Raw genomic sequence first — 26430 nt, forward strand, 5'->3', positions numbered from 1 at the left:
TTTTTCTTAGGATTGGTAAGCACGGGATGAAACCATAATCGCGCCAGCCGGAGGCGAAAGCAGAGATTTCTTATTGATCCATAAGCGTCACTGATCTTTCACAAAGGCTGCATCAGGCGTATAGAAACGCTATCAAACTGGTGCGATAGATCATGAGAAACCTCGATAGCGATGCCTTGGCTGCGTTTCTTGCCGTAGCGGAAACCGGGAGCTTCACAGCCGCAGCCGAGAGGCTTGGCCGCACGCAGGCTGCCGTCAGCATGGCCGTCGCGAAGTGGGAGGAGCGGCTCGATCTGCGCCTCTTTGAGCGCGCGCATCGACGTGTTTCACTAACCCCGACGGGACAGCGGCTCTTAGGCTATGCGCGCAGGATCCGCGCGATCGAGGACGAGGCGCTTGCGATGCTTCTCGAAGGACGAAACGAAAGCCGGGTTCGGCTCGGCATGCCGGACGACTACCTCACCCTTTTCGGCACCGCCCTTTTGGATCGTTTCGTGCCTCGCCATCCGAATGTCAGCCTCGATCTTCGGCACGATTTTTCGCATCGGCTGGAACAGATGGTAGAATCGCGCGACCTAGATGTCGCGATCGTGACGCAGAGCGTTTCCGAGCCCAAGGGGGAGATCATTCGCGAGGAGCGCCAGGTCTGGTGTTGCGGCCCAAACCGGTCGCCGGAGACGGCCACCAATCTTCACCTTGCACTTTTTCCCGATGGCTGCCGCGCGCGACCCCAGATACTTGCGGCATTGGACCAGCAGGCCCGAAACTGGCGTATCGTTTACTCCTCGTCGGACATCGCAGGCATTCGCTTGGCAGTTGCTTCGGGAGATGTTCTGACAGTGCTGCCGGAAAGCGCGGTTCCGGTCGATTGGCGCCGCCTCGGCGAAGGAGACGGCCTGCCCACACTCCCTCTGCTGCGCCTTGCCATGATTCTGCCGATGCAACCGCGTCTTCCTGTTCGCCAGCTTGCATCATTCCTAAGGTCGGAATTTCAACTCACTGCTGAACGGCTCCAGGCATCTTAGGCTGGCAGCCCCGAAGTGACGGCGCGGTCGGCGGTCCTGCTTCCATTAAGAGCGTCATTTCGGATTTTTCGCCGGAAAGCGCGTCGTTCGATAGGAATGAACGTTAACGGTGGGCACAGACGAAAGGTGGTCGTCTATGCTAGCGCAATGCATTACAAGTACAATTGCCGTAATTGGCCAATCGCATGGTGTGGTCCGCAGGGTCGAAGACGATGGTTGTCTAAGGAAGGTCGTCGCGACACTGGAGATTATCCAATGGGCCAAATAGCTCGCCCAGCCTGATTGCGACATTTTTCAGCGCCCTGGCAATGATCGTCGACATGCCAACAGCTCAAGTCGAACTGCTGCACAAATTCCTCGAACGGATCGACGGCCGGCTGTCGCAGACGGCACGCACGAAGGAGTTCACTGCATTGGACGACGTCGATGTCGAACGGATCGAGGCGCTCGATGCCGACGCATTCGAGCAAGACCGGGCCTGACCACCGCTTTTACGTCTTTGTTCCCCAATCAAAAGAGATCTAGTTTGCCCCGTCCTCTGCTTTAAAGCGGTCCGCCATACGACAACGATGTTCGCTACATATGTCCCCATGCCGCGCGAGCTTGTTTGCAGTCGAGCCTACGATGGCGGCAATTGCGGCTTCTTGATCCGGATTCCATAGCCATCGGCGTCTTCCAGAATGAATTCTATACCAGCATCTTCGATGCACCTGCCTTATGCCGTCCAGAGTGCCATTTCGTAATTGGTCTCCTCGTTCCAACCGACTTATTGTCTGGGTTGAAACATTTGCTGCCTGCACAAGTTTCGACCCTCACATCACGACGAAAAATCCCGATCGTCGACAGAAAGCCTCGATCTCACGCTCGAAGCGATCAATCGCATCGCAGGCCCACGGCTCGTATGATCCAGCAACGGCGCGAGTATCGAGCCAGCTGCGCAATCTGATCATTTCCATGTGCCACCAGCTTAAAAATCCCATCGCATTGCTTTCGAACCAAGACCGGACCCTGCGACTTCATATCAGCGCTAACCTCTCCCGTTGTCCATCTATAAGAACTTCGAAATTTAGCGGACATAGTCGGTGTTGCAAAATTGCCAACCTCGGGGGTTGAACATGCATTGCTGTACAGGACGGGGACGACCGAAGTCATCGATTCGACTCGGGACGTTTCCATCATGCAGCCCCAAGCGATTTTCACCAGACCAGAGGACGAAGGCGCTGACATTGCAAGATGTCGCGCAAGGACGCCATTCGCGAAACGACCGCCACGATTGAAGTCAAAGAAAAGCCCCACCGGAGTGAGGCTAAATTGGTGCTGCTCCGGGAGATATTAGAGCTGCGGCGCGTGTTTAACGCAGATGAGCGAAAGCCGGAAGATCACATTCTTTCGAACCGGTACGCTTGCGCAAAGTTTCACCCGCCGGAACCTGGGGCACCTGCGTCTGCTCTGTCGCAAACCACACGGTAACGTTGGCTGGAGCATAGGCTCTTCCATTTCAGGGAGCTCGTTGATGTTCAATAGCCGTCACTTCGACCGATCTGTAATCCTGCTGTGCGCACGTTGGTGTCTGGCTTACAATCTCAGCCTGCGTGATCTGGAAGAGATGATGGCCGAGCGCGGATTCACGTCGACCACTCCACGGTTCATCGCTGGATCGTCCGCCGATCCATGGCTATTACGCTCATCTCCGCGAGAGACAACTTTCCACCGACGTGAGCTGCCGGAAATCCGCTGTCCGATATCGTGCGACCGTGGTTCCGGCTTCCGATGAAACTGAAGATCGGTTCTTGACTTCGATCAAAGTGGCTTCCTTCTCGGCGCGGTAGGCTTCTGCGTATTCAATGGAGAAAACGTGTCATGCAGAAACAAGTTCTAAAGTCTGCTTTCGAGCTTCCGATGGCGTCATTCCTGGCCTTGAGCGATGGCAACAACCCGACTGGGTCCGCATTGAAGATACCGACAACGATAGCGAAAGCATTGCTTCGCTATCAGGTCGAAGGCCTATCATTCCTTCAGCACCGTTTTCAGCGCGACATCAAGCTGATGGATGACGTCATAGCTGCGGAAAAAACCAATGATACCCTGGATGTCATCGGCGACTATTGGCGCGATGCGGTTTCGGACTATGCGAAAGAAATCAGCAAAACCCTGGCGATCAACGCGCGATTTGCGTCCGATACCGCCGGCATCGTGCGAGAAGAGGCCAAAAACGCTTAACACTGCAACCGTGAGCGCGGTCACGCGCCAGGGAGTGCCCTCGCCTCCTTAACCATCGATGATTCCGCAATCTTCTTGCCCGCTGATGGCTAGAAAATAGCAGCGGGATGCCAATGGAAAGTACCCGAGGTTTGGTCGATCACGAAATTGGCGGGCAGCACGCTCAACTCAGCATCCACCGATGGCTCCGAGATTGTCGCGCTTTTCGAGGCCGGTTTTGCGCCCACGCCGGTTTTCTTGATTTCCAAAATTTCTATCTCAAAGAAGGAACGTTCGCATGTCACGCTTGTCAACTACTTGTCTGATGACCATCGCACTTCTGGCGTCACCGGCTGTCAGCTTCGCTCAAGAAGCCCCATCGGCTACGATTGCATTCTCTGGTGGCAGTGTCGCCGCTGGCGTTGGATATACCTGGGGCAACGGAACTCTGTTGTTCAAAGGCAAGCCCTATCCCTTCACCGTTTCGGGACTGAGTGTTGTTGACATCGGCATTGATCGCATTGATGGCGCCGGAACAGTCTACAATCTGAAGAATCCCGCCGACGCCGCGGGCACTTATTTCGCCGCTGGCGCCGGCGCGACGATCGCCGGCGGTGGCTCGGTGGCGGTGCTCGAAAACCAAAACGGGGTCATCGTCCATTTTCATTCAAAAACGTCGGGCCTGAAGCTCAACCTTGCAGCAAGCGGCATTGTTGTAACGCTGAAATAAACAACTTCCTGGATTGCATTTTCTCGCGCCACGCACGCAAGGAAGCTGGACGAAACCGGTGCTCGTGGTCGGATTCCAATGGTGTCTGACCCGCAGCCGGATTGATGCTGGTCCAGAACAAACAAGCAAAGGCGACGTGAGCGCTTGATATTTGCGGCTCGGCTGGATCAACAAGATTAGAGGCATCGATGAATCGTATCGCACTTGTCACGGGCGGTGTCACAGGAATAGGTGCCGCCACAAGCCTGGCGCTGAAGGCGGCAGGCTATCGGGTTTGTGTCAACTATCTCGGCAATGAAGCAGGGGCCGAGGCCTTCGGTCGGTCAAACGGAATTCCGACATTCGCCTGGGATGTCGCCGATTTCGATGCCTGCGCACACGGCGTTGCTGAGGTTGCTGCCAAGCTGGGTCCGGTCGAAATACTCGTCAACAATGCGGGAATTACGCGAGATTCCATGCTGCACAAGATGACTAAGGAGCAATGGCGTTCTGTCATCGATATCGATCTGGGTGGATGCTTCAACATGTGCCGAGCCGTGATCGAGAGCATGCGCGAGCGAAATTTTGGACGTATTGTGAACATCAGTTCGGTCAACGGCCTCATGGGCCAGGCGGGGCAGACCAATTACGCAGCGGCCAAAGCAGGAATGATCGGCTTCACCAAAGCACTGGCGCTTGAGAGTGCCCCGCGCGGTATCACGGTCAACGCGATTGCACCGGGCTACACGAAGACCGACATGGTCGCGACCGTGCGACCCGATATCCTGAAGATGATCGTCGATGCGGTTCCAGCCAGACGGCTGGCTCTACCCGAGGAAATCGCGCGCGGCGCCATTTTTCTCGTCTCGGACAAGGCCGGCTTCATTACCGGCGAAACACTGTCGATCAACGGCGGTAGATATATGTCGTAGCGTAACGCGGGAAATCTCATCTCCCAGGATTGCCCGATTACTCGCCCCTTTCCGGGAGGTAACAGACTCAGATTCGGAAAGCTGCCCCACACTTTGCGACGAAACCGCGTGAGAACGAAGGAAGATGGTTCATTCGCCGCTCAAGGAAATGTTGCTATGGACACACTCCCAATGAAAGCCACGGAAGCTCAGCTCCTCGCGCCGTCGGAACCCGACATGAGCAATCCGTTCCTGGGTGAAAGCTTCCGCGCAATCGATCTTATGACAAGTGCGTCGATCGCCCGCGCGACATTTGGGTTTTCACCGACCGCTTTCTGGCTCGCCTTCGCCGATTGGGGGGCGCATCTCGCCGCGGCGCCGGGTAAGCGAACGGAACTCGCCGTAAAGGCGGACCAGAAGTCGATGCGTCTCCTCACTCACATGCTACAGTCCATCCTAGATCCCGACACACCCTGGTGCATCGAGCCACTCCCGGGCGACGAGCGTTTTCAGGATGAAGCCTGGCAGCGTTGGCCCCATCGCTTCTGGGCGCAGGCGTTCCTTTTGACCCAGCAATGGTGGCACAACGCCACGCACGATGTCACGGGCGTCTCCCAGCATCATGAGGACGTCGTGTCGTTTGCGATACGGCAATGGCTCGACATGGCATCGCCGGCCAATATGCTATGGGCCAATCCCGAAACGATCCAGCGCACAATGGAGACCGGCGGTCTAAATCTATTGTTTGGCGCCCGAAACTTGGCCGAGGATTGTCACCGCCTCCTGATGGGACAGCCTCCAGTCGGGACGGAAGATTTCGTGGTCGGGCGGAACGTCGCGGTGACACCTGGAAAAATCGTCTTCCGCAACCATCTGATCGAATTAATACAATATGCACCAGCGACAAACGCCGTTCAAGCCGAGCCGGTACTCATCGTGCCGGCCTGGATCATGAAATATTACATCCTTGATCTTTCGCCGGCCAACTCCCTGATCCGCTTCCTCGTGGAACGCGGCCACACCGTTTTTTGCATTTCCTGGCGCAATGTGACCGCGGAAGATCGCGATCTCTCGCTCGATGATTATCGCAGGTTCGGGGTGATGGCGGCACTCGACGCAGTCGCGGCTATCGTCCCGGATCGTAAGATTCATGCAGCCGGCTACTGTTTGGGCGGAACGATACTGACCTTAGCGGCAGCCGCCATGGCGCAGGACGGCGACCATCGTCTTGCCTCGGTGACGCTCTTTGCCGCACAGACCGACTTCACCGAGCCGGGTGAATTGCAACTTTTCATCGACGACAGTCAAATCGCCTTTATAGAGGCCATGATGTGGCAGCATGGCACACTCGAGGCCTCGCAAATGTCTAGCGCTTTCCAGATGCTCCGGTCCAACGACCTGATCTGGTCCCGCATGATCCACGAATATCTGATGGGTGAACGCGAGCCGCTGAACGATCTGATGGCGTGGAATGCCGACGCCACCCGCATGCCCTACCAAATGCAGTCCGACTATCTGCGCAACCTTTTTCTTCATAACGACCTTGCTTCCGGCCGCTATATGGTTGATGGCCAACCTGCCGTCATCCAGAACATTCGTGTTCCAATCCTCGCCGTGGGCACGGAACGTGACCATGTCGCCCCTTGGCGCTCGGTCCATAAGATCCACTATCTCACCGATACCGACGTAACCTTCGTTTTGACCAGCGGTGGTCACAACGCGGGTATTGTCAGCGAGCCAGGCCATCGCGGTCGGTATTTCCGAATGCTGGAGAAAAAGCCAGACGACCCCTGCCTTAGCGCGGATGAATGGTACTCGGTAGCGCCGGTTCGCGACGGATCTTGGTGGCCTGCCTGGGAGGCGTGGCTGTCGGCGCAGACAAATAGCGAACCCGTCGCGCCGCCCACCATGGGCGCTCCGATCAAGGGCTACCCTCCGCTTTGCGATGCGCCTGGTAGCTACGTGATGCAGCGATGATCCGGCCCATGACCGATTTCCTCCCACATAACCGTTACGAACACTTCATCGCCAGGGCCCGAGCCGCGCCTGCGCTGCGGACGGCCGGCGTGCACCCCTGTAGCCCGGAGGCGATCCTGGCGGCGGTGGAGGCGCGCGACGAGGGCCTGATCTCCCCGCTGCTGATAGGACCAGAGGCGAAGATTCGCGCCGCGGCGACCAACGCCGGCATATCGCTCGACGGGGTCGAGATCGAGACGACGGCACACAGCCATGCCGCTGCCGCGCGAGCAGTCGAATTTGCAGCGCAAGGAGGTCGATGCGCGGATGAAAGGTCGTCTACACAGCAATGAACTCCGATGATGCGCTGGCAGTCGCGTCTCGCGAGCCCTGTGGATCGACCATCGTTATCAAGGAAGGCAAACTGGTCTACCAACCGGATCTGCCGTAGGGTGGCAAAGCTCAATGCGACGCCGCCGCCTCTCGGTTAACGCGCTTTTCATGCTCAATCGATCTGTTGTGTCTTTCATCGGAGAATTCTCATGAACCTCGAACTCAACGGTAAACTGGCTCTCGTTACCGGCAGCACCGCCGGCATCGGTCATGCAATCGCGGCAACTCTTGTTCGCGAGGGCGCCCATGTCATCGTTAATGGACGAACCCAAGATGCCGTCGATCGCACGGTCGCCGAACTTGTCGCGATTGGAAGCGGTCGCGTTGACGGATTTGCCGGCGATCTCGGAACTGAAGCAGCCGCCGATGCGATTACGAAACGCTTTCCAAATGTCGAGATCCTGATCAACAATCTCGGCATCTTCGAACCCAAGCCGTTCGAAGAAATCCCGGATGCTGACTGGCGGCATTTCTTCGATGTCAACGTGCTTTCAGGTGTTCGTCTCGCCCGTCTTTATCTGCCCGCGATGCGCCAGCGTAACTGGGGCCGCATCATCTTTATATCGAGCGAAAGCGGCGTACATATTCCTGCCGAGATGGTGCACTACGGCGTGACCAAGGCGGCCCAGATCGCAGCGGCGCGCGGTATCGCCGAATCCGTTGCTGGCACCGCGATCACGGTCAACAGCGTGTTGCCAGGTCCAACGAAGTCGCGCGGCGTCATCGATTTTGTCGCCGCGTTGCCCGGATCCGAAGGGAAGACTTTCGCGCAATTCGAGACCGAGTTCTTCGAGAAAATCCGACCAACTTCACTGATCAAACGCTTCACGACGCCTGAGGAAATCGCAACCATGGTTGCCTATGTGGCAAGCCCGCTATCCTCGGCCACCAATGGCGCGGCACTGCGGGTCGATGGCGGCGTTGTGAAGAGCGCGTTCTGATTGTCACGGGAGAGAACGCCGTCCTTGCATCCGAAGCCTTGACTCTATCCGCGCCATGCCTGCGTGACTATAAACGCAGGTGAGGCTCTTGTTGGGATTTGAACCGGCGATCACTCCGTTGCCTCAGAAGAACAAACTGCGGATGAGCAGCGCTGAGTGCGTTCAATTTCTAGGAATCCTTCAGAAAATAGAAGTCGCACCACCAGAACGGATCTCCAAAAACAGCCATTTTGGCCACGTCAGCCAACAACTATTTGTCGCTCTCATCGGCATCGGAAACTAATGCCGGTTCGCAACCTATGTTCGTCCCATGTCAGCGAACAAGCGTCTAAACTGTTCAGAACTGACAGAATTCATTTCCCTTTCCTCGCTCGAAAAGGAACGTGGACTCGCATAGTGCGTGGAAAACGCGCCAATGAACTTTCCGGAATGGCCGAATATCGGCGTTGTCTGGATCGCTCGAATACCGATCCTGCGAGTCCAGCCTCTCAAAGAAGCAAACCCATCGGCACTCTCGATATCTTCAACGAAGACGGATGCTTGTAAAATGCGAGCGGCATCGCAGGTCGTCGCCTCTCCGTTCCGCACCCTTGCAAACTGTTCGACGGAAGAGCGATCAAAATTGTGGTGGGCAATAAGGCAGAGATGAGCCGTGTCGATATCCAACAGCTGCAAACTTCCAAAGTTGGCGCCCCGGGCCATGACAACGCGATCGAGACATCTTTCGGCGTTAGCCCCGGCGGAATCCGAAATACCGAGATGCGGACAGGTTTGTGACCAAATATTCTCCAGCCAGTATAATTCATTGCGCGCTTGAGCGAGCAGTTGCTCAAACATCGAGCGCTCATGATCGTCCAAGCCTTCGCTAAGCAGGCGCTCGAAGCGCTCGATATTCTGCCGAACGATGAAGCGTCGCATCCGCCCCTCACATAGTCTTTGCAGAAGGCTAAATTAGCTTAACCTCCAAATCTTCGCATGTACAGCTGAGAACAGCTTTTGATTTCGGAATCATTGGAGGGATTTCTACTTTTGCTTGTTTCAGCAAGAGGAATGTAAATACCAAAATCTAGCGCTTATGCGTCTGGATATCGTCATAATGATCGATCGATGGCTGGATGGCCGTATCAATCGATATCGGATACGCCATCGCTTCCAGATTGGCCGACCGGAGGCTCTCACGCCACATAATCGTGGCCCGCCTGCGCGGAGTTACTGCGGCGCAGCGGAGCACAGCCATTCTGGCACAGCCTTCGTAACCGGGGATACCCAGCCGGCGTGCAGTAGATGCATCGCTCTTGGAGATGAGATCGATCTCACGACGTTTTGGAGGCGATAGCCGCCACGTCCACTCTATGACCTTTGCGCCAGATCAATGTCCAGACTGTCTCGCGATGGCAGAGTTGGAGCACAGAAGGAGTATGGTGCATGGATGGCTCAATCGAAGCGCGACCGCTACTGCGTGAGGTTTCCGCGCCGGCGACAACGCCGAAGGCGCGGAAACGCCGGGTGCTTTGGCCTTGGTTGCTGGCAAGCATGACGGTCGTGTCGGCGTTTGCGTTCATCGTTGTCTGGCAGCGCATTGGAAAACCTATAACGCCGTCCTTCGAGATCGCCCTCGTGACTAAAGGTGACGTGGTACGGCAGGTGACAGCAACCGGAACAGTCAATCCGGAACTCACCATCATCGTCGGCAGCTATGTATCCGGCCCGATCACGGAGATCCGCTGCGACTACAATACCGTGGTCAAGGCGGGACAGGTGTGTGCGACTATCGACCCACGCCCCTACCAGACCACCGTCAATCAGGACTCTGCAAATCTATCGGTCGCCAATGCTCAGATGAGCAAAGATAAGGCCAATTTGGATTATGCGCAATTGAACTATGAAAGGAGCCGCCGTCTCATAGAGCCTCAAGCAGTCTCTCAGGACACCGTCGATATCGCCAAAAACCTTGCCGAGCAGGCCGAAGCGCAGGTGGCCCTTGACCAGGCGGTAATCGAGCAGCGCAAAGCCGAGCTTGCCGCCGCGCAGATCAATCTCGACTATACGAACATACGCTCACCCGTTAATGGCGTCGTAGTTTCCCGCAATGTGAGCCAGGGCCAGACTGTGGCCGCGAGCTTCCAGACCCCCACACTTTTCCTCATCGCCACCGATCTAACCAGAATGCAGGTGGATACCAACATCAGCGAAAGCGATATCGGGGCTATCCGAGAGGGCGAGCCGGTTACTTTCAGTGTCGATGCCTTTCCGGCGCGAGCCTTTGAAGGTAAAGTCAAACAAGTTCGGCAATCGCCGCAAACCGTTCAAAATATCGTCACTTTCGATGCGGTCGTCGGCGTCGACAACGCGGATCTTGCCCTGAAACCGGGTATGACCGCGTCGCTGAGCATTGTTACCGATCATCAGACGAGCGTCCTTCGCGTTCCCAACCAGGCTCTGCGGTTCCAGCCAAGAGAGGGCTCGATTCCGTCCACAACACCCTACCCCGCAGATATGAAGGCGGCACATGTATGGGTGCAGCGCAGCGGTGTGCTGACCCTGGTGCCCGTAAGAACAGGTATAAGCGACCAGTCCTTCACCGCGATCGAGGCGGGCGACCTGTCCGTCGGTGACAAGGTCATCGTCGGACAAAGTACATCATCGAATTCGTCGGCTCTCTCCCGCCTCCTTAGATTGTAAAGGCGGTTCTGCCATGACATTTCAGGAAACTCAGCCCGTTATAGAATTGAAGGATGTCACAAGAACTTTTGTGGTCGGCGGCACGGAGGTCAAGGCGATCCGCGGGGTCAATATCAAGGTCGAGCGGGGCGAATTCATTGCGATCGTAGGGTCGTCAGGTTCAGGAAAATCCACATTGATATCGATTCTCGGCTGCCTCGATCGCCCAAGCAGCGGTAGCTATCTTTTTGAGGGCGTCGATGTCGCGAAACTTACAGAACCGGCTCTCGCCGCTATTCGAAGCGAACGACTCGGTTTCGTCTTTCAGAGCTTCAACCTGTTGCCGCGTACGAGTGCCCTCGAAAATGTTCGCCTGCCGCTCTACTATGCCAAAGCTGGCACGGTCGACGGTGCCGGTGCGGTAGAACATGCGCGCGCTTCGCTTGCTCGCTTGGGGCTTGGAGATCGCGAACGCAACACGCCCGGTCAGCTATCCGGCGGCCAACAGCAGCGAGTCGCCATAGCGCGCGCTTTGATCAACTCTCCTCATCTGCTTCTGGCGGACGAACCAACGGGAAACCTCGACACGAAGACCTCGCATGAGATCATGGAAGTCCTTGTCGCTCTCAATCGCCACCAAGGCGTAACTATAGTGCTGATCACGCACGAGGCGGACATCGCCGCCTATGCCGATCGTATCGTAACCATGCGCGACGGCCAGATCGTTGCGGATGAACGAAAGATCGAACGCAACCGGGCCAATGTGTCTCTAGTGCCGAGCGCCGACAATGATGGCAGAGTGCGATCGGAATCCAGTGGTGGCCTCGCCTTCGGGCTTATGGCGCTCGGTGCAGCCGGGCAGGCTATCCGTCGCAACAAGATGCGATCGATACTGACGATGCTGGGCGTCTTCATCGGTGTGGCGGCGCTTATCGTGATGGTGGCAGTTGGACAAGGTGCAAACAACGCCGTTGCGAGACAAATCGAAAGCCTTGGAACGAACGTCGTGGTGGTTCTGCCAGGAGCGCTCACAAGCGGTGGCGCGCGGATAGGATATGGCAGCGCAAGCACGCTGACCGTTGCGGATGCCAGGGCGATCGGAGAGGATACAGCTGTCGCGAATATCGGCTATCTCATCCGCCAGCAGGGCCAGGCCGAATATGGCAGCAAAAATTGGACAACGAATATTCAGGGGGTCAGCGAAGCCTATCCGGCCATCACCAATTGGCATATCGCCGCCGGCGCGCCGATAAGCGGCGAAGACGAACGCAATGGCGATCTGGTCGCCGTCATCGGTCAGACGGTTTATCGTCAGCTGTTCGCTACGACCGAAAATCCGATCGGAGCGACGATCAGAATTCGGAATGTTCCGATGCGAGTCGTTGGCCTGCTGGCGGGCAAAGGCCAGTCGGCAATGGGACAAGATCAAGACGATGTTGTCATGATCCCGTTTACGACCGCCGAACGACGCGTACTGGGTGTTGCAGCACCGAGCCAGGTGCAAACGCCCAACAACTGGGTCTATTTGCCGGTACCGAATCCCTACAATCTGCAACCCCGCCTGACGGGATTTGCCAATATGCTGTTCGTTCAGGCAAAGAGCGCCGACCAAGTATCCGAGGCGGTCAAAGACATTAACGATATTCTGACGCGACGCCACAACATCAAGGCGACCCAAAACAAGGATTTCGATGTCCGTAACCTCAGCCAATTCGCGGAGGCGGCTAAAAGCAGCAGCCGGATTATGGCCCTCCTGCTTGCGGTCGTCGCATCGATCTCTCTTCTTGTCGGCGGAATCGGCATTATGAATATTCTGCTGGTATCGGTGACGGAACGAACTCGGGAGATTGGTCTGCGCATGGCGATCGGTGCCCGGCGCCTACATGTTCTATTGCAGTTTCTGGCCGAAGCGATCTTTCTCAGCGTCAGTGGCGGCATTGCCGGAATTGTCATGGGCATTGCTGTTTCCCTGGTGATTTCACAGGTCTTCAACTGGCCGGCGCCACTTTCGGTGGCCGCAATGACAGGAGGTTTTCTGTTCTCGGCAATGGTCGGAGTCTTCTTTGGTTACTATCCGGCCCATAAGGCAGCCAATCTCGATCCCATCGAGGCGCTCCGGTACGAATGAGCGTGTTGCGAGCAGGGGGCATCGTTCGTCACGCTATCTCGCAGCTTATGTACGCAGCCGGCTTATCGCTGAAGCAGACACCGATTGGATTTGACCAAACGCAATGATTGGCTCCTGAAGACACGATAAGTTTTATTTGTTGCGTGAAGGAGAAGCGATATGAAACAGCGTCGCTGGCAGGACCATATTGTGTTCATCATTGGCATGTGGCTAATTGCCTCGCCATGGGTATTCGGGAGCTACGGCCCCGATTCCTTTCCCATTGGCGCGCCCGCTTGGAATTTTCTTGTCTGCGGCCTCGTCGTCGCAGCTCTGGGAGGAGCGGCCTACGCGTCATACCATCTTTGGGAGGATCGAGCCGATATCCTGCTTGGCGGCTGGCTTATCGTCTCCCCCTGGGCTCTTCGATATACTGAGAATCCCCTCTTTACATGGAATGCTCTTATCTCCGGCCTGCTGCTTATCATACTTGCGGCATGGGTGTTGCTCGGCAGACACTCCCCAACTCCATTACCATAATCTCGCATTTCTGATCCTCGAAACGCGAGCCGCAGGTGCCTCGATCGAGGACAGTTCGATCTCGTCGCTGCCCTAGTCTCCTATCCCATGGGCTTTTTGTCTGATCGGATCAGCCGCCGTGATGTTCTGCTCGCGGCGTTCGCCGTGTTCTTTGTCGCTTATGCGGGGTTTGCGCTCACGGTCAATGTCGTCATCGTGGCCGTAGTGTTCGTCTGCTATGGCGCCTATCGGGGTACCTTCCGTGCCGCTGGAAAGGCGCTCGCTTCTAGCCTCGTGCCCCGGGAACTGCGCGCCGGCGGCATCGGTTGGTACAATTCCCTGGTTGGGCTCACTCAACTCATTGCCAGGTCATCGCCGGTCTGCTTTGGGATCACCTTGGCCGTCAGGCCGTGTTCATCTATGGAGCAGTTTTCGCAGTGGTCGGCATCGTTGCGCTCCTGATACTTGTGCCCGCAGAATGCCGGAACTAATTGCCGCGAACAAACGCCACAACGACCACGCGTGGAGCAACACAGTATAAGAGCTTGACCCGATGGCCCGTCGTCGTCACTGCAAGACCTGCGTTGAGGTCCACCGCGATATCCTCATAGCCCAATATCTCGCGATCAAGCGGATACACCGCCTTATAGACTGCTTCCTTGGCTGAAAAGAGAATACGACCGGTAAGGTCTTGATTTAGTGCTTCTGTCGTATCTGCAGGGGTTGTAACTAACGCGAAAATGTCGTGTGGGAGGGGTTGGGCGGGCTCGACATCGATACCGAGAGAGCCGATGTGGGAAACAGGCGCCACCGCCGCTACGGCCATTTCGTTGTCGTGAGCCAACGAACCCGTCATCCCGTCGGGCCAGACCGGCGCGCCCGATGACGTACGCAGGACAGCGAAGTCGTTTAAGCCAATGTCCCACAGCAGACCGTGTGCGATCCACCGGGCCGCGCCGCTGGCCCGCCGGATGGCCGGGTGGCGTGCCGGGATGGCACGTGCTTCCTCCGGCAGCAAGTGGGCCTCATCCTCATCGCGTATCTTCCGGCATCCAATCCGAACGCCTTTCGGTGCAATGGCAGCCATCGCCTCCAAAAGTGCTATTTCCTCGGGCAAGGTTGGCGGAGCGTAGGGCGGGCGTGTCATGGATTGTCCGCCCGTGCAGGTAGGACCAGGTCGGCGATCATTTCCCCGTCCTCGTCGAGTCCCTCTTCAACGAAGCCGGCAGCGCGATAGAGGTGTCGCGCGCCTTTATTCTCAGGGTCATAGCAGATCGAAACGTGCCTGATGTGGCCGAGCCTCCCGATTTCCGCCAGCACTTCGCGCAACGCGGCCTTGCCGTAACCTCTACCCTGGTAGACGCGGTCGATCATGAAGCGGTAGATTCGCGCCTCGTAATCGTCCGCCGGCGCCTCGTACATCAGAAACCCGACAATACGATCCCCCAACATGATAGCGCGCGGCTGCGCGTCCACATCGTCATCGGCTTCTTCCAGAGAGTCCGAATTGCTCGCGACGAAATCCACCTGCTCTTGAGCAAGCTCCAAGGACATCACCAACGCCCGGTTTGCCTCGGTCATCGGAGCGAGACGGATTTCCACCGTCTGCGGGGATCGATCAGTCAAGGCGTTACCTCCTGGGCAATCTTCAAGATGCAGCTGCCTCCACTGCGTCCTCGGGCTCGACACACCGGATGGCAGCGGGATATTCAGGCGGATTTCCTGGCGCCGTCCCTTAGAACCGGCGTCACGAAGCGACTCAGCTTCGCCGGGTTGCCGCGCCAGATGGAGTTAGGCTCCAGCACCTCCCCCTTCATCACGAACGAGTCGACGTCGACCACCGACCCGTCCCCCATCACAACGCCATAGTGGACAAAGGCAGCAGGTCCAAGTGTGACGCCCTTGCCAACCCGGATGAAATCGGACTTGAACACGCCCTCTTCCAGCGAATGGGCCTGAATGACGCATCCTTCGTTCAGGGTGGCATCGTCGCCGATCTCCACCAGGGAACGCTCAGTCAGATTGCTGCCGCCGTCATAGACGCGCCGTCCAACCTTCACGCCGAGCATGCGCAGGATCATGGGTCGGAACGGCGTGCCGCTGAACAGGCCGGTGATCGGCGAGTCCGACAGCTTCCAATGAAGTTCATGGTGCCAGAATGTGACATCATAGATCGTCGTCATCTGCGGCTTCAGCTTGCCGAAGCCCAGGCTGGCGCGCTCCACAAAAATGTAAAATGGTATGGTGATCGCCGATGTCAGGACCACAGCGGCGAAGAGCGCGATCTCGGCCCATTCTGTGTAGTAGTTGAGCGCCCGATCCCAGATCGCCAGCGTGGCGAACAACATGACCCACTGCGTTGCCAGGAAGAGGACCGCCGTCATGGTGTTATAGAGATTCTTGCGCTTCAGGCGGCTGCGTCGGGCATCTTCGTCGACGCCGGCGATAAGCTCCTTGTCGCGGTTCACCATGCGCGGAATTTCGAAGGACGGCGAGCCCAGCAGGCCAACATTCTCCCGGATCGGCCCGTCGATGGGAACCATCACCTTGGTGCCGAGCAGGCAGTTTTCACCTGTCCGCCCATCCGGCGGATAGTAGATGTTGTTGCCCAGATAGTTGCGCTCGCCGATCCTGGTGTGATCCAGCCTGAATGCGGTGGCGGACTTGTGCATGTTGATCATGAAAAGCCCGTCCGACACCATGGTGTCGGTGCCGATCTCGCACAGAAGCGGGTTGTCGTGCTGCTGATTCGTTCCGAAATTGGAACCTGTCTGGGTCACCTTGTTAAGCTTCCAGCCGATGCTGCGCATATAATGCACAATCGCCGAGCTATCGCCGAATATCAGGTTGAGGATACGAGAGTTGCTGGAAAGCTCGATCGTGGCTTGCAGCCAGTGGTGAAAGCCGTAGAGAGAATAAGTACGACCCGGCTTTAAGAAGAACCTGAAGAGACGTGGCAGCAATGTCGCAGCAAGCAGGGACACAGCGATGTAACCGAACAGCGTGACCGTGGTGCCGATCGCGACAATGCCGATGGTCTCCTGATAGTCATCGCTCACATTTTCCCAATAGCTGTGGAAGAGAAGTGGCAGAGGCGTCACGACCGTAAATAGGGCAACGAGCTGAGCCGCTTCGTAAAGGATGCGCCGGGCCTTGGAAAGGCTGACATTGCGAACCTTGCAGTAGTCCGCCGTTGTCGGCACCGCCGGCGATCCATGCCAGTGCTCACCATCCGGAATGCTCTGTCCGCGCTGGAGCGACGAAGAGTGGCCGAGCTGGGCGCCATCGCCGATCCGGGTATCGATATCGAGTGTGCTACCGACACCCACGAAGGCATCGCGGCCAATGGTCAGCCGACCCGTGTGAATATAGCCGGACTGCGCCCGATAGCCGAGTATCATCGATTCTTTGCGCAGAATCGTGTTGTCGCCGATCGATATAAGATCGGTGCAGACCGGCACGGATCGGCATTCGATAACGGTATTCCGTCCGAGCTTGGCACCCAGAAGCCGCAGATAGAGACTGTAGAGCGGGCTGCCGCGGAAGAGCACCACGGGTGCGGTCCGGATCATGGTCTGAACTACCCAGAAACGATAGTAGCGCAGGCCCCAGATGGGGAACGCTTCTGGCTTCCAGCGGCCGACCAGCAGCCACTTCGCGATGATCGCGGCCCCCGACATACCGAAGAAAACACCGCCAGACAGTAGCGCGCAGCGCAGATAGAGCGACAGCGGCTCATCGAGCTTGTCATATACCCAGTTAAGACCGTAGTTGAAAAGCAGCAGTCCAAAATAGCTGTAGAGGCCATAAAATAGGAGTTGTGCTGCTCCACAGGTCCAGTAGGCAAGATTGGATGCCCGGTGGGTTAGACATGGCTCATTGATGGCCGTCGTCCTCTCCTCCGGGATACGGAGGTGCTGTGCGAGAAGCGCCACAGTCGGGTGCAGGTAGATGTCCCGAATGGACGCCGTCGCCCATTCCTTTCGGGTGCGCACGCGGGCGCAAAAGCGAGCCATGAGCAGGGAGTTGGCACCGAGATCGTCGAAAAAATGGTCTTCCACAGAGACATCATCAAACTTCAGAACGTTCGAAAGCGTCTCCGCCAGGAAGCGTTCATCGTCATTGCGGGGCGGCACCACCGTTCGTTCTGCCGCGAGCCGAACGCCTGTCGGCTTCGGGAGCTGACGAAGATCCGCCTTGTTCGAGACCGTCATCGGGATCGCGGGCAATTCCTCCAGATAAGAAGGCACCATGTAGTCCGGCAGGCGTTGTTTCAGCGCGCGCGCAATATCGGCACGCGAGATCGGTGGCAGGCCGGTCTTCGATGCGTAATAGGCAACGAGTTCCATACGGCCGGGCTCGATCTCCCAGGTCGTGACAACAGCCTGCGCGATCGCGGGCTGGTCCAGAAGCACCGCCTCGATCTCTCCGAGCTCGATGCGGTATCCGCGGATTTTAACCTGGGTGTCGATGCGACCCTGATATTCGATCTCGCCGTCGTCGTTGATCCGGCCGAGATCCCCCGTCCGGTAAATGCGCTTCGACGGATTGTTCGGCAGGCCGATGAAATCTGCAATAAACTTCTGTTCGGTTAGATCCGGCCTATTGAGGTAGCCTGCCGCCAGTCCGATGCCGGCAATGCCGATTTCACCCGACTCACCTGGCTCGGCAAGTTCCGATACCAAAGGATCGAGAATGACGATGGAGTAAGTGGGCAGTGGTGCACCGATGGTCACCGACCTCTCAGGCACCAGCACACCCATCGTTGCGGTCACCGTGGCCTCGGTCGGGCCATATGTGTTGAGAATTTGCCGCCCCCGCTTCGTCCAGCGCATGACGAGATTATGAGGACAAGCCTCGCCGCCGACCAGCAGCAATCGGAGGCCAGGCACGTCACTTTCTATGGAGGATAATAATGTCGGGCTACAGGCCATGCAAGTAACGTCATTCATCCGCAGGAAATCAGCGAGCTCCTCGCCCACCAGAGTAAGCTGACCCGGCGCTGGCACGATTGTGGCGCCAGCGGCAAATGGCACCCAAATCTCTTCGGCAGAAAAGTCAAAGGCGATGGTCATGCCCTGATAGACGCGATCACCCGGCCGGTACCCATAGGCTGCGGCAGCGACCCGCACAAAGTTGCAAATGCTTTGGTGCTTTATGACCACGCCCTTAGGCTTGCCTGTCGTACCGGATGTATAGAGAATGTAGCAGGTGTCGTCGGATGCAGAAGGCACAGCGTTCGGTTGCAGCGATGCATCGGACCTAGCCCTGATTTCGGCGTCGGCGGCATCGATCAGGACGAAGGGAACGGAGAGTTGTTTGGCGCGAGAGGAATAGGCGTCGATGGTGACGACCAGCTCCACATCGGCGTCTTCGATGATGAGCGCCATCCGCTCTTCGGGAAAAGCGGCAGCGAGAGGAACGAACGCCGCCCCTGCCCTCATGACACCGAGCAGCGCAATGTAGGTCTCGGCGGATCGATCGACAAGCAAACCTACCCGCTGGCCCGGCCGCACGCCCTTGTCCATGAGGAGGCGGGCAAACTGATTCGCGCGTTTGTTTATCTCTTGATATGTCCAGGCGCGTCCATTGGCGATCACGGCCGGTAACGAACCAAACCTCTCGGCAAGCTGCTCGAAGACGATATCGAGCCGCTCATCGGGCCGTCCTTCCTGGGAAAAGTCGGCACCCGTCAGAATCTGAGAGCGTGCGATCGTTCTGAGATCAGGGTGGATTTTTACAAGCGTATCAGTGCTTCCGAAACGAGCCTTTGTTCCGGGTTGGTTACTTGAGTTGGTCACCGCGCCCCCGGCGAGTTCGGTACCATCAACACCTTGATCCATTTTCATACTCTCTAGTCAAAAGCCTAGCATCGCCGGGCGCTTGTATCACACGAGGCGTCGTGCCACTTCTTCAGCAAGCACTACCCGCCGCTGCAGGTTGCAAGCCGCAGTTGCAACTGACCTCTGTTTCGTGGAAGCCTCCATAAAAGAAAAGTCTGCTATTCAAAACCGCAATTTCTGGCAATACCGTCTTTCGCTTGTCTGAGGCGGTCCTCACTCCAGGAATTCGCGGCCTCGCTGCAGAATCGTGTCCAGCAATAGCCGTTTCTGCGACCTCGACAAAAGCTCGCGACAAAGCCCGGCCATCTCCTTGTCCGTAAACCACGCTCGATGACAGTTGCTGGACCACTTTTGAGATTGACCGGAAAAACGGCCTTTCGCGAACAGATCAGAGACCTCAAGTTGGGACTATGTTGTAAATCTGAAATCTCGCGTCCAATAGATCAAATTGCCCGAGGCTACGCTAGAAGGGCGGCACGACACCCCCTGGGATAGGCTTCGCATATTCCTTTTCATCACCTTGCTCCCGATTTGGATCTTAAAGATCATGCAAGGGCTGTCAGATCATTGATGCGTGTCAATGATCTGATCGGAGGGCGGCCGATATCCGCCCCGACGAGGCACTTAGCATTGATCAACGCGCATCGCACGCCGTGAGAGGCTGTGAGCAAGCCGGGTTAAGCTGGCGCGACCACCGCATCGGGTTTTCCGGTTGTGCGCAGTTCTGGCGAACTCCGAAACCGATCGGAATCACTGTCACAATGAACCTCGTGCTAAACCTGCGTTGGAGAGGTGATCACGTTCATAGTGGCGGCTTGAGCGGAGAATATGGTGCGCGTAGCCTGGAAACATGAGCAAGATGCATCTCATTTCATTGACCACCATGACCGCCCGAGTGCGGTGGATGGTCCTGTCGTGAACTAAGTCTGTTCATTTGATAAAGTGGATCAACCCCGCCGGGCGCGAGCGGGGTTTTCTTTTGCACTCGCTCTGATCGTTAACTTTGGAGTGAGACGTGAATCAACGACATCGGGCTGAATGGGCACTTGACGTCGCGAGCGACCGCCTAGCAAACCGCTTTACGGAGGCAAGTTTCGCCTTTGCGTCAGGATCAATTATCCTTAGCGAAGGCAATGACTACTCCGACATTGATCTCGTGGTCGTATTCCCGAACCTACCGAGAGCATGGAGAGAGTCGTTCGACATGGAGGGTTTTCCTGTCGAAGCTTTCGTTCAAGATCCCCCGATCACGACGGCGTCGGGCTTGCTTCGGCACGCGGCTGTGCATTCAGATGAAGTATTCTGGAATAGAAGCCGTACTGGGCGTCGTTGCTGGAGATGCTGACGACGGCGGTCTTCGACAGTTCGTCGTCGAAGATCGAGAACAGCATCTTGCGATCGTCGTCGTTCAGATGGCACAGGGCCTCGTCGCTGACGACCCAAGCGGGCCTGTGGACCAGGAGCCGGGCGAAGGCCAGATGCTGCTGCTCGTCAACCGTCAATTCCTTGTCCCAGCGGGCCACGCGGTCGAGCGACGGGATCAGGTGGCGGAGGTCCGTGCGCTCCAACGCGCGCGAGAAGGCCGCCTCCTGGAAGGTGGAAGGTTTGCAGGGGTAGGACAGCACCTCGCGCAATGAACCGTTCGGGACATACGGCCGCTGCGGAAGGAAGATGGTATCCGCTTTCGGCGGCAGGCGCAGCCGCCCGGTTCCCCAGGGCCAGAGCCCGGCCAACGCGCGAAACAGCATGCTCTTGCCTGTGCCCGGCTTGCCGATGACGAGGACATGTTCGCCCGGCAGAACGGCGACGTGCGGCTCGTCGATGGAGACTGCCCGGTCCGCAACGTGCACAGTCAGGTCGTCGAGGGCCAGCACCGGCTCGCCCTCGAGAATGGCGATGCGGCTTTGCGACGGCGCGGCCTGGTCCATGGCGAGAAGCGCCTGGCGCAGGTCCATGACGCGTTGGAGCGTGGCCCGCCAGTCGGCAATGTTGCCGGCGTTGTCGACATACCATCGCAGTGCCTGCTGGACCTGGTTGAAGGCACCGACGACAACCATCAACTCGCCGAATGTGAGCTGCCCGCCAAAATATCCCGGAGCTGCGGCGACGATCGGGGCCACGGTCGCGAACCACCCGTATCCTGCTGTGACGCCCGTCAGCCTCGTGGCAACGTTGGCAATCCGCCGCATGAGCCCGATCACGCCGTCGAATTCGCGTTCGAGCCGCGCCTGCTCGCCCTCCTCGCCTCCAGAGAGTGCGATGCCGTCACTGGCTTCGTTCGCTTGCATGAGGCCGAAGCGGAATTCGGCCTCTCGAGCGTACCGTGCCGCGTTGAGCTCGATCAGAGGACGGCCCAGACGCCAGCTCAGCGACGAGCCGGACGCCGCGTAGATCAACGCGACCCAGACCATGAATCCTGGGATCTGAAAGCTGCGGCCGTCGAATTCGAACACGAAGCCGCGGGAGAGCAGCCACAGCACTCCGACAAAGCTAAATAGCAGCAGTGTGGACTGGAAGAATCCGATCGCCAGCGACACGGTAAGCTCGGTCAGCCGTCTCGCGTCCTCCTGGACACGCTGGTCGGGATTGCTGCCGACCGGCCCTGCGCCGGCGAGAAGAAATGCCCTCCGGGGTGCGAACCACTGGACAAGGAGATCGCGGGTGACGCAGTCGCGCAAGGCGATCTTCGTCCATTGGTCGAGCCATGTCTGCGCGATGTTCAGGAAGATGAGGACGATGGCGACGATGGTGAACACGACGAGCTGCCGGAGGAACGAGGCCAGATCCTTGTTCTTCACAGCATCGAAGAACGGTTCGTACCAGGCGTTCAGCCGAAGCTGGCCGATCGTCGTCGCGGCGATGACGACGGCTAGGCCAACCACGAGCAGAAGGAGCTTGTAACGGCCCGGCGATCCGCTAACGGCGTCCCCATAGGTGCGGAGCTGTCGAGCCGTTCCGGCTGTGCTCGCAGCCGAAGAGAAAAAGGATTGGTCCTGTGACATGGCGCCTCGATTTGAGATCCGGAAATGCTGGCATCGATTCCTGGCAGGCGGAGAAGAGGGGAAACTTTCTTGGAAGGACGCCTCTCACGAGCGGCGTCCTTCTTCGGCGGCTGTTCTGGACGTTCCTGTGGATGCCGGAGCGTCCGGCCCCTCCCGCTCGGGCTGCTTCAGGAGGCGCGGGAGGCCGATGCCTGCGGCGAGAACGACGATCGCGGGACGCCGCCCGTATCGGTCCGAGAAGCGCCCCCACAGCGGTGCAAACAGGAACAGCGCGAGGGTGTAGGTTCCAGTCAGGACGCCGGTATGCTGCGCCAGGATTGCCGGATCCGACGTCCCGGCAATCCTGGCAATCGTGGACGGAAGGATCGGCAGCAGGAATCCGTAGCCGAGGGCGATGGCGATGGCGAACATAGCCAGCAGCAAGGCGGCCAGCGACCGTGGTGGCAGCGGACGAAGGGAATTGCTATCGGTCCTTGTCATCTCCGGAACCTACTGCTGCATGAACGCCTGCATCTCGTCAGGCGTGACCTTGCCGTCCTTGTTCGCGTCCACAGCGTCGAAGATACGCTTGTGGATGGCCGTCACCTCCTCGAAGGACAGCGCGCCGTCCCCGTCCGTGTCGGCGATCGCGAACATGATCTTCATCATGTGTCCGCGCATGCCCATCATCGGCATGCCGGGCTGCATCATGCCCCTTTCCATCATCCCACCCTGCATCACGTCGGCGCCGGGCCTGCCATTCTGGCCTTGCCCCGTCATGTCGTCGGTCCCGGCCGGCGGGGCCGCCTCCGCGTTCGCGGGATGATGCGGATCGGTTCCGGTCTCCTGTGCGAGAGCCAGGCCTGCGCTGCCGATGGCGATCAAGGCGGCCAGACCTGTCGCGTATGGCAATCTTCTCGTAATCATGTCGTTTCTCCTTTCGGTTGGTGTCCGTTCCTCCGCCCCGTGCGTTCCGCACGGGCCGGTACCCGATTGTCGTGTCCGGCGACCGCGCCGCCGGACCCCTAGTCGACCGCCGCGCGCCGCAGCCGCAGCGAGTTGCCGATGACGCTCACAGAGGACAGCGCCATTGCGGCGGCCGCGATGATCGGCGAGAGCAGCAGCCCGAAGGCCGGATAGAGCACGCCCGCCGCAATGGGGATGCCTGCGGCGTTGTAGACGAAGGCGAGGAACAGGTTCTGGCGGATGTTGCTCATCGTCGCATGGCTGAGCTTGCGGGCTCTCGCGATGCCCTGCAGGTCGCCCTTCAGCAGCGTGACGCCGGCGCTTTCGATCGCTACGTCCGTTCCCGTGCCCATGGCGATGCCGACGTCGGCGGCGGCAAGCGCCGGAGCATCGTTGACCCCGTCTCCGGCCATGGCGACGACGCGACCTTCGCTCCGAAGCCTGGCGACCACCTTGCCCTTGTCCTCCGGCAGGATCTCCGCTTCCACCTCGTCAATGCCGAGCCTGCGCGCCACGGCCTCAGCCGTCGTCCTGTTGTCGCCGGTCAGCATCACGACGCGGATTTTCTCCTCCTTCAGCGAGCGCAGCGCCGCGGCCGTCGTCGCCTTGATCGGATCCGCGATGGCGACAAGACCGCCCACCTTGCCGTCGACGGCGACGTAGATCACCGTCGCACCCTCGCCGCGAAGCGCCTCGGACTCGGCCACGAGAGCCGAGAGGTCGACGCCTGCTTCCGCCATGATCCGATGGCTGCCGATCACGAGCTTCCTGTCGTTGACCGTTCCGGTGACGCCCTTGCCGACAGGACTGTCGAACTCGCGGGCCTCGCCGAGGACAATTCCCCTCTCCTGAGCTGCTGCGACGATGGCGGCAGCCAGAGGATGTTCGCTGGCCCTTTCGAGCGTGGCTGCCAGCCTGAGAAGTTCGGCCTCGTCGAATCCGCCGACGGCCTTCAGTGCGGTGACCTTCGGCCGGCCTTCCGTCAGCGTGCCGGTCTTGTCGATGACCAGTGTGTCGATCTTCTCGAAGCGTTCCAGCGCCTCGGCGTTCTTGATGAGGACGCCCATCCGGGCGCCCCGTCCGACGCCGACCATGATCGACATCGGCGTCGCCAGCCCGAGGGCGCAGGGGCAGGCGATGATCAGCACGGCGACGGCGGCGACGAGGCCATGGGCGAAGCGGGGCTCGGGTCCCCAGATTCCCCAGACGACGAAGGCGACGATCGCGATGAGGATCACCACGGGAACGAACCAGCCGGAGACCCGATCGGCCAGACGCTGGATCGGCGCCCGGGAACGCTGGGCGTCCGCGACCATGCGCACGATCTGCGCCAGCATGGTATCGCGCCCGACCTTGCCGGCCATCATGACGAAGCCGCCGCTCTGGTTGAGCGTGCCGCCGATCAGCTTGGCGCCGACTTCCTTGGTGACCGGCATGGATTCGCCGGTAATCATGGATTCATCGATGGAGCTGCGTCCCTCGACCAGTTCGCCGTCGACGGGCACCTTCTCACCCGGCCGGACGCGCAGGCGGTCCCCGACAACGACGACGTCCAGCCCGACGTCTTCGTCCGAACCGTCCTCCCGGATGCGGCGCGCCGTCTTCGGCGCGAGGTCGAGCAACGCCCGGATAGCGCCGCCCGTCTGCTCCCGCGCCCTTAGTTCCAGAATCTGTCCCAGCAGCACGAGGACGGCGATGACGGAGGCCGCCTCGAAGTAGATGGCGACGGAACCGTCGGCGGCCCGAAAGGTGTCAGGCGCCGCCGTGGCGACGACACTGTAGACCCAGGCGACGCCCGTTCCCATCGCGATTAGAGTGAACATGTTGAGGCTTCGGTTGACGAGCGAAGCCCAGGCCCGCTCGAAGAACGGCCATCCCGCCCACAGCACCACCGGCGTCGCCAGCACGAGCTGGACCCAGTTGGAGACCTGTGCGCCGAGCAGCATGTGCAGATTGGTGAGATGCCCACCCATCTCCAACGCAAGGACGGGCATCGTCAGGACCAGGCCGATCCAGAACCGTCGGGTCATGTCGACGAGCTCGGCGCTCGGCCCCGTCGCCGCAGTCGCGACCTCCGGCTCCAGCGTCATGCCGCAGATCGGGCAGGTACCGGGACCGAGCTGCCTAATCTGGGGATGCATCGGGCAGGTATAGATCACGCCCTCCTGAGCCGCCGGCCTGACGCTCACCTGGGCGTCGGGTTTCTTCTCATTGTGGTGGCGGTGACCGTGGTCATGGCCTTCGTGCATGTGATGATCAGTCACGGACAGTTCCTCCACGATGGCTTCCGGCGGCCTTTGTTCCGCGGCCGAGCCGCGGTATGAAGCGGGGAACGGCCCTGGCATAGGCGTCCCACGCAGTTCCGAACTCGACGCGCGAGGCCTCCTCCTCCCGCTTCGCAAGGCGCACATAAATCCAGACGAGAACCGGGAACATGGCGAGCGTCACCAAGGTCGGCCATTGCAGCAGGAATCCGAACATGATGACGACGAAGGCGTCGTATTGCGGATGGCGGACGCGAGCATAGGGGCCGATGGTCGCCAGACGGTGGTCACGCTGGGCGGCGTAAAGCACGTGCCAGCTCGAGGCGAGCAGCCAGAAGCCGGCGATGATCAGGATGTTGCTCGCGAGGTGGAACGGCCCGAAATGCGGCTCGAGCCTCCAGCCGAACATTGTCTCAAGCAGGTGGCCGGCGTCATGCGACCAGAAGTCGACGCCGGGGAACTCCCGCCCGAGCCAGCCGGACAGCAGGTATATGGTCAGCGGGAAGCCATACATCTCCGTGAAGAGCGCGACGATGAAGGCGGAGAAGGCGCCGAGCGAACGCCAGTCCTGCTTCGTTTCGAGCTTGATGAAGCTCGCCGCGAAGACGATGAACACCACCGAATTGATGATCACGAGGCTCCAGAGCCCGTAGGCCGGGGTGTCAGACATCGTCTGCCTCCTTCTTCGGCTGGACGGGGCCGGCCCAATGGCTGGCATGGTCGTGGCCGGAATGACCGCCGTGACCGTGATGCATGAACAGATGCATCAGCGGGCAGGCGAGGATGAGGAGCCAGGGCAGGATGCCGAGGACGTGCACGCGATGCTCGTATGCGATGAGCCCGAGGGCGATCAAGGCGAAGGCGATGAAGACGGTCCTGCTATAGGTGCTCCAGGCCGATGAGGAATGATTGTCGTTCATGACGGTGTCTCGTTCAAAGGAGTTCGGGGAAAGGC

23 protein-coding genes and 1 pseudogene are annotated in these 26430 nt (G+C 58.8%); 13 read left to right on the forward strand and 11 right to left on the reverse strand.

Translation table 11 applies throughout. The features are described from left to right. Nucleotides 1-152: 152 nt before the first annotated feature. The 4 genes and pseudogenes from AB8B29_RS26765 (at nucleotide 153) to AB8B29_RS26780 (ending at nucleotide 3245) form a co-directional block, all read left to right on the forward strand. Nucleotides 153-1025, forward strand: a complete 873-nt coding sequence (locus AB8B29_RS26765; protein ID WP_047555620.1) for a LysR family transcriptional regulator — start codon at nucleotides 153-155, stop codon at nucleotides 1023-1025. A 320-nt stretch (nucleotides 1026-1345) separates the two neighbouring features. Continuing rightward, nucleotides 1346-1507, forward strand: coding sequence for a hypothetical protein (locus AB8B29_RS26770; RefSeq protein ID WP_173411603.1), 162 nt, complete (start codon nucleotides 1346-1348; stop codon nucleotides 1505-1507). A gap of 1031 nt (nucleotides 1508-2538) precedes the next feature. Beyond that, nucleotides 2539-2690: pseudogene (locus AB8B29_RS26775) on the forward strand (IS6 family transposase); the annotation flags it as partial. Nucleotides 2691-2885: 195 nt separating this feature from the next. Further along, nucleotides 2886-3245: a hypothetical protein gene (locus AB8B29_RS26780; protein WP_439006858.1), complete on the forward strand. Its 360-nt coding sequence runs from the start codon at nucleotides 2886-2888 to the stop codon at nucleotides 3243-3245. An 89-nt stretch (nucleotides 3246-3334) separates the two neighbouring features. On the opposite strand, the gene AB8B29_RS26785 is transcribed toward AB8B29_RS26780, so the two are convergent. Then, entirely contained in the window at nucleotides 3335-3493 is a 159-nt protein-coding gene (locus AB8B29_RS26785; RefSeq protein WP_439006859.1) for a hypothetical protein, read from the reverse strand. A 29-nt stretch (nucleotides 3494-3522) separates the two neighbouring features. On the opposite strand from AB8B29_RS26785, the gene AB8B29_RS26790 reads away from it, so the two are divergent. From AB8B29_RS26790 to AB8B29_RS26810, 5 genes are all read left to right on the forward strand, one after another. Then, nucleotides 3523-3954: a hypothetical protein gene (locus tag AB8B29_RS26790; protein WP_141694117.1), complete on the forward strand. Its 432-nt coding sequence runs from the start codon at nucleotides 3523-3525 to the stop codon at nucleotides 3952-3954. Nucleotides 3955-4142: 188 nt separating this feature from the next. Then, complete coding sequence (gene phbB, locus AB8B29_RS26795; protein ID WP_037191213.1) at nucleotides 4143-4865, forward strand: acetoacetyl-CoA reductase; 723 nt, start codon at nucleotides 4143-4145, stop codon at nucleotides 4863-4865. Between the two features lie 156 nt (nucleotides 4866-5021). Continuing rightward, on the forward strand, nucleotides 5022-6821 hold the full coding sequence (locus AB8B29_RS26800; RefSeq protein WP_439006860.1) for a PHA/PHB synthase family protein: 1800 nt from the start codon (nucleotides 5022-5024) through the stop codon (nucleotides 6819-6821). Between the two features lie 8 nt (nucleotides 6822-6829). Next, on the forward strand, nucleotides 6830-7153 hold the full coding sequence (locus tag AB8B29_RS26805; protein WP_439006861.1) for a hypothetical protein: 324 nt from the start codon (nucleotides 6830-6832) through the stop codon (nucleotides 7151-7153). Between the two features lie 189 nt (nucleotides 7154-7342). Continuing rightward, on the forward strand, nucleotides 7343-8134 hold the full coding sequence (locus tag AB8B29_RS26810) for an SDR family NAD(P)-dependent oxidoreductase (protein ID WP_047639786.1): 792 nt from the start codon (nucleotides 7343-7345) through the stop codon (nucleotides 8132-8134). A gap of 297 nt (nucleotides 8135-8431) precedes the next feature. On the opposite strand, the gene AB8B29_RS26815 is transcribed toward AB8B29_RS26810, so the two are convergent. Beyond that, complete coding sequence (locus tag AB8B29_RS26815) at nucleotides 8432-9052, reverse strand: GAF domain-containing protein (protein ID WP_439006862.1); 621 nt, start codon at nucleotides 9050-9052, stop codon at nucleotides 8432-8434. A gap of 507 nt (nucleotides 9053-9559) precedes the next feature. Between AB8B29_RS26815 and AB8B29_RS26820 the strand changes: the two genes are divergently transcribed. The 4 genes from AB8B29_RS26820 (at nucleotide 9560) to AB8B29_RS26835 (ending at nucleotide 13883) form a co-directional block, all read left to right on the forward strand. After that, nucleotides 9560-10816 (forward strand): efflux RND transporter periplasmic adaptor subunit, encoded by a 1257-nt coding sequence (locus tag AB8B29_RS26820; protein ID WP_439006863.1) that lies wholly within the window; start codon nucleotides 9560-9562, stop codon nucleotides 10814-10816. 13 nt (nucleotides 10817-10829) lie between these two features. Next, nucleotides 10830-12923 carry an ABC transporter permease gene (locus tag AB8B29_RS26825; RefSeq protein ID WP_439006864.1) on the forward strand — a complete coding sequence of 698 codons (2094 nt, stop codon included), beginning with the start codon at nucleotides 10830-10832 and terminating at the stop codon, nucleotides 12921-12923. Nucleotides 12924-13082: 159 nt separating this feature from the next. Beyond that, nucleotides 13083-13442 (forward strand): SPW repeat protein, encoded by a 360-nt coding sequence (locus AB8B29_RS26830; protein WP_081999604.1) that lies wholly within the window; start codon nucleotides 13083-13085, stop codon nucleotides 13440-13442. A gap of 6 nt (nucleotides 13443-13448) precedes the next feature. Continuing rightward, nucleotides 13449-13883 (forward strand): MFS transporter, encoded by a 435-nt coding sequence (locus tag AB8B29_RS26835; RefSeq protein ID WP_439006927.1) that lies wholly within the window; start codon nucleotides 13449-13451, stop codon nucleotides 13881-13883. A 25-nt stretch (nucleotides 13884-13908) separates the two neighbouring features. Here the strand turns inward: AB8B29_RS26835 and AB8B29_RS26840 are convergent, their stop codons facing one another. From AB8B29_RS26840 to AB8B29_RS26880, 9 genes are all read right to left on the reverse strand, one after another. Further along, nucleotides 13909-14568 (reverse strand): 4'-phosphopantetheinyl transferase family protein, encoded by a 660-nt coding sequence (locus AB8B29_RS26840; RefSeq protein ID WP_092575248.1) that lies wholly within the window; start codon nucleotides 14566-14568, stop codon nucleotides 13909-13911. Beyond that, on the reverse strand, nucleotides 14565-15002 hold the full coding sequence (locus tag AB8B29_RS26845; protein ID WP_037191226.1) for a GNAT family N-acetyltransferase: 438 nt from the start codon (nucleotides 15000-15002) through the stop codon (nucleotides 14565-14567). The genes AB8B29_RS26840 and AB8B29_RS26845 overlap by 4 nt, the downstream gene beginning before the upstream one ends. A gap of 128 nt (nucleotides 15003-15130) precedes the next feature. After that, nucleotides 15131-19264 carry a Pls/PosA family non-ribosomal peptide synthetase gene (locus AB8B29_RS26850; RefSeq protein WP_439006866.1) on the reverse strand — a complete coding sequence of 1378 codons (4134 nt, stop codon included), beginning with the start codon at nucleotides 19262-19264 and terminating at the stop codon, nucleotides 15131-15133. 1247 nt (nucleotides 19265-20511) lie between these two features. After that, nucleotides 20512-22266: an ABC transporter ATP-binding protein/permease gene (locus AB8B29_RS26855; RefSeq protein WP_112441932.1), complete on the reverse strand. Its 1755-nt coding sequence runs from the start codon at nucleotides 22264-22266 to the stop codon at nucleotides 20512-20514. Nucleotides 22267-22350: 84 nt separating this feature from the next. Beyond that, the gene (locus AB8B29_RS26860; protein WP_210250224.1) at nucleotides 22351-22746 is read right to left on the reverse strand and encodes an MFS transporter; all 396 of its coding nucleotides are present in this window, start codon (nucleotides 22744-22746) and stop codon (nucleotides 22351-22353) included. A gap of 9 nt (nucleotides 22747-22755) precedes the next feature. Continuing rightward, nucleotides 22756-23172 (reverse strand): EF-hand domain-containing protein, encoded by a 417-nt coding sequence (locus AB8B29_RS26865; RefSeq protein WP_112441930.1) that lies wholly within the window; start codon nucleotides 23170-23172, stop codon nucleotides 22756-22758. Between the two features lie 98 nt (nucleotides 23173-23270). Further along, a complete protein-coding gene (locus tag AB8B29_RS26870) occupies nucleotides 23271-25460 on the reverse strand; it encodes a copper-transporting P-type ATPase (RefSeq protein WP_439006928.1) in 2190 nt (729 codons plus the stop codon). A 7-nt stretch (nucleotides 25461-25467) separates the two neighbouring features. Then, nucleotides 25468-26145 (reverse strand): methyltransferase family protein, encoded by a 678-nt coding sequence (locus tag AB8B29_RS26875; protein ID WP_112441928.1) that lies wholly within the window; start codon nucleotides 26143-26145, stop codon nucleotides 25468-25470. Then, the gene (locus AB8B29_RS26880) at nucleotides 26138-26395 is read right to left on the reverse strand and encodes a DUF2933 domain-containing protein (protein WP_112441926.1); all 258 of its coding nucleotides are present in this window, start codon (nucleotides 26393-26395) and stop codon (nucleotides 26138-26140) included. The genes AB8B29_RS26875 and AB8B29_RS26880 overlap by 8 nt, the downstream gene beginning before the upstream one ends. Nucleotides 26396-26430 lie beyond the last annotated feature (35 nt).

Source organism: Rhizobium sp. 11_C7_N12_5 (assembly GCF_051811145.1).
GTDB lineage: Bacteria > Pseudomonadota > Alphaproteobacteria > Rhizobiales > Rhizobiaceae > Rhizobium > Rhizobium lusitanum.